Genomic DNA, 12,010 nt, shown 5'->3' on the forward strand with positions numbered 1-12,010 from the left:
GCGGGCCGACCGGTGTGCTGGTCGCCGTCAGAGCACGGCGACCAGCACGCCGACCGCACCGGAGAGCAGCAGGGCGCTCACCACGCCGCGCTTGAGCGCGAGCAGCCACAGCAGGGCCGCGCCGAGCAGCGCGAACTGCCACGGCTGGTGCAGCGACCAGGCCAGCGGGAGGGTCGACCCGCCGATCGCGCCGATCGCGGCGGCGCCCGCGCCGGTCAGGAACGCCTGCGCGCGGGCGTTGTCGCGCAGGCGCTCCAGCCTCGGCCCGACCGCGACCACCATGGCGAACGACGGCGCGAACGCGACGAACGCGGCCAGCAGCCCGCCGCCGAGCCCGGCGGCGGCGTAGCCGACCACCGCGACGGTCTGCACGACCGGACCCGGGGTGATCTGGCCCAGCGCCACCGCGTTGAGGAACTGGGCGTCCGACATCCACCCGTAGGTGTGCACGGCGTCCTGGCGCATCATCGGGATGATCACGAACCCGCCGCCGTACGAGAGCGCGCCGACCTTCGCCGCCACCCAGGCCACCGCGCCGAGCCCGCCGCCGACCGCGGGCAGCGCGAGCACCGCGGGCCACGCCGCGCGCCGGCCCGGCGCGGTCCGCGCCCCGACCTCCACCGCGCCCGACACCAGGAGCACCAGCACCAGCCAGGGGCCGGTGAGCGCCGCGGCCACGCCGCCGGCGAGCAGGTGCAGCACCCAGCGCAGCCGGGCCGCCCGCGACGCGCCCGCCCGGTGCCGACTGCCCGGGACCAGGCCCCACGCCGCGTGCACCGCGACCGCGGGCACGGCCGCGCCCGCGCCGGCCGCCGCGCCGAGCACCCACGCCGGCGCGTCGTCGGCGAGGAACAGCGCGGCGAGCGCGAGGATCAGCACCAGGCCCGGCACGATGAAGCAGACGCCGCCGAGCACGGCGCCGGGCACGCCGCGCAACCGCCACGCGCACAGGATCGCCAGCTGCGTCGAGGCGGGGCCGGGCAGCAGGTTGGTGACCGCGACGCCGTCCTCGAACTCCCGCTCGGTGAGCCACCCGCGCCGGGTGACGCACAGGTCGCGCAGCATCGCGATGTGCGCGGGCGGCCCGCCGAAGCCGAGGCACCCGATGCGCCCCCACTCGCGGACGATCGTCCCCAGGCCGACCCGCGCCCGCCGTTCGTCCCCGCTCCGCCGCGTCGCCCCCGCCACCCGATCAGCCTATCCGGCGGCGCGCGGCGCGCTCGGGGGTGCCGGTGGCGCGTCCGGGGGGTGCCGGTGGCGCGTCCGGGGGTGCCGGTGGCGCGTCCGGGGGCGGCGGTGGCGCGTCCGGGGGTCAGGTGACCTCGACGATCCGGGCGTCGAGCAGCGCGCCGTCCTCGACGTGCAGCAGCCCGACCGTGCCGTGCGGTTGGCGGCGGCGGTCCGTGGGCGAACCGGGGTTGAACACGCGCACGCCGTCGCCGGTGACGTCCATCGGGATGTGCGAGTGCCCGAACACCACCAGGTCCGCGCGGGGGAACCGGCGGCGCATCCGCGCGGTGCGCCCGGTCGCCTGGCCGCTGTCGTGGACCATCGCCACCCGCAGCCCGGCCAGCTCCAGCTCGACCTCCTCGGGCGCGCCCCAGGCGGCCACGTCCGGGCCGTCGTTGTTGCCGCGCACGACGGTGAGCGGCGCGTACTGCGCCAACTCGTCCAGCACCGGGGCGACGCAGACGTCACCGGCGTGCAGGACCGCGTCCGCGCGGCGCAGGTGCGCCGCCACGGCGGGCGGGCACGACTTCCACCGGCGCGGCGCGTGCGTGTCCGAGAGCACCACCACCCGCATGGCCGTGAGGTACCCGCGACGCCGGAAGTTTCACCCGTCCACCCCTCCTGATTGCTTGTACGGTTCCGGGAAGGGTGCTGGACGAGGTTGAGACCACAGCCGGCCTGACACTCGTGTCGCAAGGCTGGAGGCTGACCCGTGAAGATCGCCGTGGTGTCCGCGCACGCCAACCCCCTGGCGGTGCTGTCCGACGCCGAAGCAGGTGGCCAGGACGTGCACGTGGCCGAACTGGCCGCGGCCTTGGCCAAGCGCGGCGACGAGGTGGTGGTGCACACCCGCCGCGATTCCGCGGAGCAGCCGGAAGTGGTGCGCACCGCGCACGGGTTCGCCGTGCACACCATCCCCGCCGGGCCGCCGGGACCGGTCGGGCAGGACGAGCTGCTGCCCCACCTGGAGGACTTCACCCGCGTGCTGCGCGGGTGGTGGCGGGCCGACCCGCCCGAGGTGGTGCACGCGCACTCCTGGACGTCGGGGCTGCCGTCCGTGCTCGCCGCGCGGCGCATCGACGTGCCGGTGGTGCAGAGCTTCTACGAACTGGGCGGTGTCGAGCGGCGCGGCGGACCGGCCGTGCCGTCCCAACGGGTGACGGCCGAACGGCTGATAGGGCGGGAGGCCAAGGCCGTGGTGGCCTCGTCGAGCGAGGAGGTGGCCGACCTGGTGGGCGCGGGCGTGCCCCGGCGGCGGATCACGCTGGTGCCGCCGGCCGTGGACGTGCGGCGGTTCACCCCGGACGGCCCGCGGCTCGCGCGGTCGCTGCCGCACCGGATCGTGGTGACCGCGGACGGCGCCGAGGAGCCGATCAGCGCGCTGCGCTCGGTGTGGGACGCGGAGCTCGTCGTCCTCGGCGGCGCCCCCGCCGAGGTGCACCGGTTGCGCGAGCACGCCCGCGAGGTGGACGTCGCCGACCGCGTGCGGCTCGTCGGCCGGGTGAGCAGGGCCGCGATGCCCTCGCTGCTGCGCTCCGCCGACCTGGCGCTGTGCACCACGTGGGACGGCACGGCCCGCACCCTGCCGCTGGAGGCGATGGCGTGCGGGCTGCCGGTCGTCGCCGCCTCGGTCGGCGGGTTGCGCGACGTGGTCGTGGACGGCGTCACCGGGGTCCTCGTGCCGCCCAACGACGCGACCGCCCTGGTCCGCACCCTGCGCCCGCTGCTGGCCGACCCGGCCCGCCGGGGCGCGCAGGGCTCGGCGGGCATCGACCGGGCCGGGTCGCGCTACGACGTGCACCGGATCGCCCACGCGACGGCGGGCGTGTACCGCCGGGTGACCGGGTCGGCGGAGGCCGGGGTCGACTCCCGGGGCCAGGACGGGTGGGGCGCCGGCGGTCAGGCCGGGTAGCCGCTCAACCTGACCAGCAGGTCGTCGTCCGCGCCCACCGTGCGCAACCGGATCGGGCGCGGGTCGCCGGGGTGCTCGCCCCGCAGGAGCGCGTCCACGAACTCGCGCACCTCGGCCGGTCGCGGCAGGACCTCGCCGCCGAGGTGGGCGAGCACGGCCAGGTCGTCGCCCGCCCGCGTCTCCACCGCCACCGCCCAGCCGCGCTCCTCGTCCCACACCAGCGCGATGTCGCGGCCGGGGAACGTCGGCGCGTGCCCCTCCACCGCCAGGTAGGCGCCGGCGGGCGGTCCGGGCTCCACGAAGGAGCACTCGCCGGTCACACCCATCGCCACCGCCACGGCCCGCACGTACCGCTGGAGGCCGAGCACGGGCGCGTCGTCGAAGTCGGATTCCTGTTCGCGCACGTCACCCACCTCCTCGCCCGGCCGACTACCCGTTCCCCTCCGCGCCAAACGCGGTTTCGGACCAACTCCCCCGGCAACCCGCGTGGCGGAGGTGGCGCCGTGCGGGTGAGGGTGGCCGGTGGGACGGACGCGGGTGGGCTGGACGTGGTGGCCGCGGTGCGGTCCCTGCGCGGCCGGGAGCTGAACTACGACCCGGCCGAGGTCGGGCCGGACGGGTGGGTGTTCGACGTGCACCGGCGCGTGCTCGGGCGCGAGGCGGCGGGCACGCCGGAGGACGGCGGGCTGTGGGCGCGGGCCCGCGAGGTGATCGAGGAGTACGGGTTCACGCCGCCGGAGGTGGTGCGCGGCCACTACCTGCGCGGCACGCCCCTGCTCGGGCGGGACGTGCTGCTGGAGGCCCGCCTGCCGGGGCTGCGGTTCCTGATGGGCGTGCGGATCACGGCCGTGCGCGACGACGCCGACGACGAGCGGACCACGTGGGGCTGGAGCTACGAGACGCTGCGCGGGCACCTGGAGCGCGGCCGCGTCGACTACGAGCTGGTCAAGCACCACCGGTCGGGTGAGGTGGAGTTCCTGGCGCGCAGCTACTCGCAGCTGCACCCCCGCGCGCCGTGGTGGGTGCGCACGGGCTGGCGGTGGCTGGGTCGGCGCACGCAGCTGCGGTTCTACCGGCGGGCCGGTGAGCACCTGACGCACCGGGCCGAGGTGGTCGAGGTCCCCTCGGGCGGTGGACGCCGGTGGGGCGTGGTCGTCCTCGATCCGGTGAGTTGAGCGTGCGCCCGGCCGGACGGGGTAGCCCGCCGACGTGAGGATCGTGATCACCGGGGCATCCGGCAACGTGGGAACGGGCGTGCTGCGCGCCCTGGCCGCCGAGGGAGGGCACGAGGTGGTGGGCCTGTGCAGGCGCCCGCCCGACCCCGTGCCGCCGTACGACAGCGCCGTGTGGCACCGGTGCGACCTGGCCGACAGCCGGTCGCGGGCGGTGCTCGACGAGGTGCTGCCGGGCGCGGACGCCGTCGTGCACCTGGCGTGGATGTTCCAGCCGCTGCGCGACGCCGGGCTGCTGCACCGCACCAACTACGCGGGCACGCTCGGGGTGCTCGACGCGGCGAGGCGGGCGGGCGTGCCGCACGTGGTGCACGCGTCGTCGATCGCCGTGTACGGCCCGGCGGGCGCGGAGCCGGTGGACGAGACGTGGCCCGCGACGGGCGTGCCCGGCTCGGTCTACGGCCAGGGCAAGGCCGAGGTGGAGGCGGAGCTGCGGCGGTTCGCCACCGAGAACCCGGAGATCGCGGTCGCCTCGGTGCGGCCCACGCTGGTCGCGCAGCGCGAGGCGTCGGCGAGCTTCCTCGCGCTGTTCTTCGACCCGGTCGTGCCGCAGTGGCTGCTCCGGCTGGTCGAGCGCGGCGCGCTGCCCGTGCTGCCGCTGCCCTCGGACCTGCGCGTGCAGTTCGTGCACGCCGACGACGTGGGCGACGCGGTGGTGCGGGTGCTGCGGGCGCGGGCGAGCGGCGCGTTCAACGTCGCCGCCGACCCGGTGTTCACCGCGGACGACCTGGCCGCCCTCTTCGGCGCACGCGCGCTGCCCGTGCCGACCGGCCTGGTGCGGGCGGCGGTGAGCGCCCTGTGGCGGCTGCGGGTGCTGCGCGCGTCGCCGGGCTGGTTCGACGTCGGCCTGAGGTCGCCGGTCGTGGACACCACCCGGGCCCGCGTCGAGCTGGGCTGGGAACCCCGGGTGAGCGGCGAGGACGCCGCCCTCGAACAGCTGCGCGGGATGGCCGACGGCGTGGAGGGCGGCGCACCCGCCCTGCGCCGGGGGCGGCTCGCCGGGACGCGCGGGCAGCGGCTCAGCTGACCGGGCGCGCGTCCACCCGCAGCGCCACGAGCACCGCCGCCGCGGTGAGCGCGCCGAACGCGACCGCCGCGCCGGTGAACCCGGCAACGCCGAGGCCGACGCCCCCGGCCGCCGCGCCCGCGAACGTGCCGACGCTCATGGCCGCGCCGTGCACGCCGAGGGCCGCGCCGCGCGACGCGCCCGCGCGCTCGACGAGGAGCGTGACGAGGCACGCGGCGGCGGTGGCGTGGCTCGCGCCGAGGACGGCGGTGAGCACCAGCGCGAACGCCAGGGCGTGCACGTGGAAGACGGCCACCACGGCGAGCAGGGCGCACACCAGCGCGCACAGCAGCACCGGCCTGGCCGCCGCGCGCCCCGCGCCGACGTACCGGCCCGACAGCAGGTTGCCGAGGAAGAACGACGTGCCGCTGAGCGTCCAGACCAGCGCGAACGGCCCCGGCGCCAGGTCGAACCGCTCGTCGTAGAACGCGGCCAGGTACGACAGGTAGCCCATGAACGCGGCGGTGCGCAGCAGGGCGACGGCGAGCAGCGGGCGCACGTGGGCCAGCGCGCGGAACGCGGCCAGGTAGCCGACCCGTTCGGCGGCGGGCGCGGGCGCGGCGGGCCGGCGGGCCAGGACGGCGGCGAGCACGACCGCGACCACCGCGATGGCCACCAGGTCGCCGCGCCAGCCCCACAGCACGGCGGGCAGCGCCACCACGGGCGCGGCGAGCATCGCGGTCAGCGACTGGGTGGCGGTGACCAGCGTCGCCGCGCGGCCGGCGGCGGGTCCGTCGAACCGGTCGGCCGCCGCCGCGCCGAGCGCGGGCCCGAGCACCGCCATGGCCGCCCCGACCACCAGGCAGAACACCACCACCGCGGCGAACTCGGCGACCGCGCCGACCAGCGAGCCGACCGCGAGCAGCACGAGACCCCCCGCCGCCGCCCGCAGCCGGGGCACCCGGTCCAGCAGCGGGGCCAGCGCGGCACCCACCAGCAGCGCGGCCAGCCCGCCGAGCCCGCGCAGCCCGCCGACCACCGCCACGCCGCCGCCGGTCGTGTCGGCGATGGGCACGAGGAACGTGCTGAACACGGTGAACGGCAGCAGCAGCACGGCGGACGCGACGAGGACGGGCCCGAGGGCACGGGCCATCCGCAGGTCGCCGGGTACCGCCATCGGGTCAGCGCTCACGCCGTTCCTCCACCGGGTCGCGCGGCGGCTCGGGGCGGGCGAGCCTGGTCCACCTGATCTTGGCGGACGGCCGGGGCGCGCGACACCCCGCGCCGGTCGGCCCTTCGCACCAACCGGCCCTCTCGCCTCAGCCCACCCCGCACCGACCGGCGCCCGCGCCAGTCGGCCTCGCGCCAGCCTGCCTCGCGTCAGCCCACCCCACGCCAGCCAGCTTTTGCCAGCCAGCTCTCGCCTCAGCCCACCCCACGCCAGTCAGCCCCGCGCCAGTCGGCGACCGCGCCGGTCGGTTCCTGGCGCCGGTCGGTGCGCGGCGTCAGTCGGCGCGCGGCGTCAGTCGGCGCGCGGCGGTTCGAAGCGGGCCAGCCACGTGGTCAGGATCTGCTCCAACCGGGCGGCCTCCTCCGCGTCCAGGGCGTCGAGCAACTGCCGCTCGTTGGCCATGTGCTCGGTGAACGCCCGGTCGATCACGCGGAGGCCCGCTTCGGTCAGCGCGACCACCCGACGCCTGCCGTCGTCCCGCGCCGGGCGGCGGGCGACCAGGCCGTCGCGCTCCAGGCGGTCGATGCGCTTGGTGATCGCGCCGGTGGTGACCATGGTGTGCTGCGCCAGCTCGCCCGGTGCCCGCTCGTAGGGCGCGCCCGCGCGGCGCAGCGCGGCGAGCACGTCGAACTCCCCCTCCCCCAGGCCGTGCCGCCGGTAGACGACGGTGAGCTGCTCGGTCAGCACGGCCGCCAGCCGGTGCAGCCGGCCGATGACGCCCTGCGGCGTGACGTCGACGTCGGGCCGCTCGCGCGCCCACTCGGCCTGGATGCGGGCGACGCGGTCGGGGTGTGCGCTCATGGGTGGACATAGTAGCTTCCCTGGAAGCTATAGTCCCTTCCGTGGAAGCTATCAAGTGGGGCCTGGTCACGGCCGTCGCGCCGATCGCGTGGGGGGCGACCTACTACGTCACCCACCACTTCCTGCCCGCCGGGCACCCGCTGTGGGGCTCGGTCCTGCGCGCCCTGCCCGCCGGGCTGCTGCTGCTCCTGGTGCGCCGCCGGCTGCCGCGCGGCCGGTGGTGGTGGCGGTCGCTCGTGCTCGGCACGCTGAACACGGGCGCGTTCTTCGCGCTCGTCTACCTGGCCGCGCAGCTGCTGCCGACGAGCCTGGCCTCCACGGTCATGGCCACGTCGCCGGTGGTGATGATCGCCCTGGCGTGGCCGCTGCTCGGCGAACGGCCGCGCGCCCGCGCGGTGCTGGGCGCGCTCGTCGGCATCGGCGGCGTCGTGCTCATGCTGGCGTCCGGCGTGGACCGGGTCGACCCGGTCGGCGTCGCGGTGTCGGTCGCGGCGATGGCGATGTCCGCGTTCGGCCACGTGCTGACCAAGCGGTGGGGCGCGGGGACGGACGTGCTGTCGGTGACCGCGTGGCAGCTCGTCGCGGGCGGCCTGGTGCTCGTGGTGCCGGCGGTCGTCGCGGAGGGCGCTCCCCCGGCGCTGACGCCGACCGCGCTGGCCGGTTTCGCGTTCGTGTCGGTGGTCGCGACCGCGGTGGCGTTCGCCGCCTGGTTCACCGGCCTGCGCCACCTGGAGGCGGGCACGGTCGGCCTGATCGGGCTGCTCAACCCGGTGACCGGCGTGCTGCTCGGCGCTTCCCTGGCCGGCGAGCCGCTCACCGCCCACCAGGGCGCGGGCCTGGGGTTCGTCCTGCTCGGCGTGGTGCTGGGCCAGACCACCCGGCCGAACGGCCCGCGCGACGCCCGGCGCGTCCGTTCGAGTGGTGCGGCTGGGCCGGACGTGTCTCCCTCGTCGGGTGGCCCGGACGCGGGGCGACCCGGGGACGTCCACTGTCACCGGGGCCGGGCGGCCACGCCCGGGTGGTAGTTCCGAACGAGGGGGTCCATTCAGCATGCGCAGAACACGAAGACGCGGTTCGGCCGTGGCGGTCGCCGCACTGCTCGGTCTGCTCGTCCCCGGCGTCGCCCAGGCGGCGCCGCCCGCGAACGACGACTTCGACCAGGCCACGCCGATCACCGCACTCCCGTTCAGCGCCGAGCAGTCCGTCACCGACGCGACCTTCGCGGCCGACGACCCGTACGGCTGCGGCTACGACGACACCGTCTGGTTCGCCTACACGCCGGCCGAGGACGGCCACGTCACCGCGTCGACGGCCGGCGACTACGACACGGTCCTCGGCGCCTACACCGGCACCAGGGGGTCGCTGAGCCAGGTCGCCTGCAACGACGACAGCGGCGGCACGACCCGGTCGGTGGTCAACCTGTCCGTCAGGGCCGGCACCACCTACCACTTCGCCGTCGCCTCGTACAGCTCCCACGACGGCACCGCGCTCACGTTCACCGTCGTCCCGGGCGAGGTGCCGGCGAACGACGACTTCGCCGACGCCACCCCGGTTCCCGCGCTGCCCTTCGAGGTGGCGGCCGACACGACGTTCGCCGGTCCGGAACCCGGCGAGCCCGGCGGTGGGTGCGGAACGCCGGGCAAGTCCGTCTGGTACCGCCTGGCGGTCGCCGAGACCGGCTCCGTCTCGATCTCCGGCACGAGCTACTACGGCACGCTGTCGGCGTTCACCGGGACCTCGCCGACCGACCTCGCCGAGGTCCGCTGCACGTACGGGAGCGGGCCGCTCACGTTCCGCGCCGCGGCGGGCACGACGTACCACGTGCGCCTCGGCGACGCCGGCCCGTCGCGCCTGCGGTTCGCCACCGCCCAGCCGGTGCGGGCGGACTTCGGGTACTCGCCGTCCGCGCCGTCCACCGCGTCGCACGTCAACTTCTACGACCAGAGCTCCGACCCGGCGAACGGCGGTCAGCTCACCCACCACTGGGACTTCGGCGACGGCACGACCCACTCCGGCTACTACGCGCAGCACCGCTACGCGGCGGACGGCGACTACACCGCGACGCTGACCGTGACCACCGCGGACGGTCGGACGGACTCGGAGTCGAAGGCGGTGGGGGTGCGCACGCACGACGTCTTCATCAGCCGGTTCACCACGCCCGGTTCGGGGGTGGTGGGCAGGGCGAAACCGATCACCGTGCAGGTGCGGAACGGCCGGTACGACGAGCAGGTCACCGTGGTGCTCGAACGCAGCACCCCGGACGGCTGGGTCGAGTTCGGCCGCGCCACGCAGTACGTCCCGGCCACCCGCGCCGCGGACTTCCCGTTCCACTACGCGTTCCAGCCCGGGGACGGCACGCTCGGCAAGGTGACCTTCCGGGCCGTCGCGAACCTCGGGGCGAACAGCGACGCGCTGCCGCTGGACAACGAGGCGATCAGCGCGGCGACCACCGTGCAACCGGCGGGCACGACCGGTCGCGACCTCCGCTGACGCGTGCCGGGCGGCCGGTCCCGACCAGGGGCCGGCCGCCCGGCGCACGGCGCGGTGCCGCCCGGACCGGTCAGATCGGGTAGTGGCGCTCGCCGCTCTGCACGGTGATCCAGCGGAGTTCGGTGAACTCCTCCAGGGCCGCCCGGGAGCCGAAGCGGCCCCAGCCGCTGGCCCCGACGCCGCCGAAGGGCATCTGCGGCTCGTCGTGGACGGTGGCGCCGTTGACGTGGCAGATGCCCGAGCGGATCCGGCGCGCCACGTCCAGCGCCGCCGCCGCGTCCCGGCCGAACACCGCGGCCGAGAGGCCGTACTCGGTGTCGTTCGCGATCCGCACGGCGTCGTCGACGCCCGCCGCCTCGGTGATCGTCAGCAGCGGGCCGAAGGACTCCTCGCGGTAGACCCGCATGTCCGGGGTCACGCCGCGCAGGACGGTCGGCCGCACGAGGAGCCCGTCGGCCGTGCCCCCGGCCAGGACCTCGGCGCCGCGCTCGCGGGCGTCCTCGACCAGCGCGAGCACGTGGTCGCGGGCGCCCGCGTGCACGACGGGGCCGATCTGCGACGACGGGTCGTCGGCGGGACCCGCGACCAGGTCCGCCGCGCGGGCCGCCAACCGCCGCGACAACTCGTCGACGATCGAGCGGTCGGCGACGACCCGTTCCGTCGACATGCAGATCTGGCCCTGGTTCAGGAAGGCGCCGAACCCGGCGGCGGCCGTCGCGGCGTCGAGGTCGGCGTCGGCGAGGACCACGAAGGGCGCCTTGCCGCCCAGTTCCAGCACGGTGCGGGTGAGGTGCCGCCCGGCCGTCTCGGCGATGATCCGGCCGACCCGCGTCGACCCGGTGAAGTTGACCCGGGTGACCGCCGGGTGCGCGATGAGCGCCTCCACGACCTCGGCCGCGTCCTGCGGCGCGTTGCTGACGAGGTTGACCGCGCCCGCCGGGACCCCCGCCTCGTGCAGCACCTCGACGATGACCGCCTGCGTGCACGGCACCTGCTCCGACGTCTTGAGGACGGCGGTGTTGCCGTGCACCAGGGGCAGCGCGACCGCCCGCGCGGCGAGGATCAGCGGGGCGTTCCACGGCGCGATGCCGACCACCACGCCGCACGGCTGCCGCACGGCCAGCGCGGTCAGGCCGGGCACGTCGGAGGGGATGACCTCGCCGACCGCCGAGTACGCCTGCGCGGCGGCCTCCACCAGCATCCCCCGCGCGAGGTGCACGTTGAACCCGCACCACAGCCGGGTCGCGCCCATCTCCCTGCGCATCAGGTCGGCCAGCTCCGCGGCGCGGTCGCCCAGCAGCGCGGACGCCCGCTGCAAGACCTCGCGGCGGTGGGCGGGCGGCGTCGCGGCCCAGGCCGGGAAGGCCGCCGAGGCCGCGTCGGCGGCGGCCCGGGCGTCCGCGGCGGACGCGGCGGCGACCCTGGCGATCGGGCGTCCGGTCGCCGCCTCCACCGTCCGCACGTACCGACCGCCCTCGGCCGGGCGCCGTTCGCCGCCGATGAACAGGTCCGAGGTGATGATGTCGTCCGTTGACATGGCTCTCCTCAGCACGGTGGTGCACCAGCCGAGCGGATGGGACGACGGTACCGGCGCGGGGGCGGCGGGGGAACGGGGCAAGGCCGGGTACCGCGTCGGTACCCGCCGCGCGGGTCCGCCGGAGCCGCGCCGGGCGGTCGCCGGCCCCGGCGGGTCGGCCGCGCCTGAGCATCCCTTGTGGACGGTCAAGCAGCGCGGGGACCGGGTCGCTAGCCCTGCTGACCGGGGACGGCCTGCTCGCGGCGGATCGCGTACGCCCTCGGGTACTTGCGGCCCGGGATCGGCGTCGGCGAGCCGGTGAACGACACCGGGGTGCCGGTGGGCAGCACGGTGTGCCCGTCGGGCAGGTCGTCGCGGGAGACGAACCACGAGCCGCCGCGGGTGTCGGTGATGAACCCGTGCGGCTGGCCGGCGCGCCAGCCGGTCACGGTGCCCCGGCGGCGACCGCGCGGCAGGCCCGCGGCGGACGCCACGACCCCGCCGGAGCGCACGAACGGCTGCCGCAGCGGGTAGTCGGCGCGGTCGGCGGGCGCGAACAGCACGTCGAAGTCGGGGGTCGCGGTCCAGCCGG

General features: G+C 76.5%; 11 protein-coding genes and 1 pseudogene. 5 read left to right on the plus strand and 7 right to left on the minus strand.

Translation table 11 applies throughout. From position 1 onward, the window contains the following. Positions 1–27: 27 nt before the first annotated feature. Both chrA and ACR807_RS15850 read right to left on the minus strand, forming a co-directional pair. Entirely contained in the window at positions 28–1,188 is a 1,161-nt protein-coding gene (chrA, locus tag ACR807_RS15845; RefSeq protein ID WP_438922078.1) for a chromate efflux transporter, read from the minus strand. Positions 1,189–1,312: 124 nt separating this feature from the next. Beyond that, a complete protein-coding gene (locus tag ACR807_RS15850; RefSeq protein ID WP_438922079.1) occupies positions 1,313–1,804 on the minus strand; it encodes a metallophosphoesterase family protein in 492 nt (163 codons plus the stop codon). A 138-nt stretch (positions 1,805–1,942) separates the two neighbouring features. Between ACR807_RS15850 and ACR807_RS15855 the strand changes: the two genes are divergently transcribed. Further along, positions 1,943–3,142 (plus strand): glycosyltransferase, encoded by a 1,200-nt coding sequence (locus ACR807_RS15855; RefSeq protein ID WP_438922080.1) that lies wholly within the window; start codon positions 1,943–1,945, stop codon positions 3,140–3,142. Here the strand turns inward: ACR807_RS15855 and ACR807_RS15860 are convergent. Further along, a complete protein-coding gene (locus ACR807_RS15860; protein WP_438922081.1) occupies positions 3,130–3,546 on the minus strand; it encodes a DUF6292 family protein in 417 nt (138 codons plus the stop codon). The genes ACR807_RS15855 and ACR807_RS15860 overlap by 13 nt on opposite strands. Before the next feature lie 99 nt (positions 3,547–3,645). Here ACR807_RS15860 and ACR807_RS15865 point away from each other — a divergent pair, with 99 nt between their 5' ends. Next, positions 3,646–4,317, plus strand: a complete 672-nt coding sequence (locus ACR807_RS15865) for a DUF1990 family protein (RefSeq protein ID WP_438922082.1) — start codon at positions 3,646–3,648, stop codon at positions 4,315–4,317. 34 nt (positions 4,318–4,351) lie between these two features. Then, positions 4,352–5,401 carry an NAD-dependent epimerase/dehydratase family protein gene (locus tag ACR807_RS15870; protein WP_438922083.1) on the plus strand — a complete coding sequence of 350 codons (1,050 nt, stop codon included), beginning with the start codon at positions 4,352–4,354 and terminating at the stop codon, positions 5,399–5,401. On the opposite strand, the gene ACR807_RS15875 is transcribed toward ACR807_RS15870, so the two are convergent. Both ACR807_RS15875 and ACR807_RS15880 read right to left on the minus strand, forming a co-directional pair. Beyond that, on the minus strand, positions 5,394–6,572 hold the full coding sequence (locus tag ACR807_RS15875; RefSeq protein ID WP_438922084.1) for an MFS transporter: 1,179 nt from the start codon (positions 6,570–6,572) through the stop codon (positions 5,394–5,396). The genes ACR807_RS15870 and ACR807_RS15875 overlap by 8 nt on opposite strands. 330 nt (positions 6,573–6,902) lie before the next feature. Next, the gene (locus ACR807_RS15880; RefSeq protein ID WP_438922085.1) at positions 6,903–7,412 is read right to left on the minus strand and encodes a MarR family winged helix-turn-helix transcriptional regulator; all 510 of its coding nucleotides are present in this window, start codon (positions 7,410–7,412) and stop codon (positions 6,903–6,905) included. A 41-nt stretch (positions 7,413–7,453) separates the two neighbouring features. On the opposite strand from ACR807_RS15880, the gene ACR807_RS15885 reads away from it, so the two are divergent. Then, entirely contained in the window at positions 7,454–8,437 is a 984-nt protein-coding gene (locus ACR807_RS15885; RefSeq protein ID WP_438922086.1) for a DMT family transporter, read from the plus strand. Positions 8,438–8,492: 55 nt separating this feature from the next. Continuing rightward, positions 8,493–9,902, plus strand: coding sequence for a PKD domain-containing protein (locus ACR807_RS15890; protein ID WP_438922087.1), 1,410 nt, complete (start codon positions 8,493–8,495; stop codon positions 9,900–9,902). A gap of 70 nt (positions 9,903–9,972) precedes the next feature. On the opposite strand, the gene ACR807_RS15895 is transcribed toward ACR807_RS15890, so the two are convergent. Both ACR807_RS15895 and ACR807_RS15900 read right to left on the minus strand, forming a co-directional pair. Beyond that, a complete protein-coding gene (locus ACR807_RS15895; protein ID WP_438922088.1) occupies positions 9,973–11,439 on the minus strand; it encodes an aldehyde dehydrogenase family protein in 1,467 nt (488 codons plus the stop codon). A gap of 209 nt (positions 11,440–11,648) precedes the next feature. Further along, positions 11,649–12,010: pseudogene (locus ACR807_RS15900) on the minus strand (NYN domain-containing protein); the annotation flags it as partial.

Source organism: Saccharothrix sabaoui (genome assembly GCF_051756985.1).
GTDB lineage: Bacteria > Actinomycetota > Actinomycetes > Mycobacteriales > Pseudonocardiaceae > Actinosynnema.

Coding starts and splice junctions, on each gene's coding strand:
- ACR807_RS15895 (WP_438922088.1), bottom strand. CDS start 11,439: ATGTCAACGGACGACATCATCACCTCGGACCTGTTCATCGGCGGCGAA.
- ACR807_RS15880 (WP_438922085.1), bottom strand. CDS start 7,412: ATGAGCGCACACCCCGACCGCGTCGCCCGCATCCAGGCCGAGTGGGCG.
- ACR807_RS15850 (WP_438922079.1), bottom strand. CDS start 1,804: ATGCGGGTGGTGGTGCTCTCGGACACGCACGCGCCGCGCCGGTGGAAG.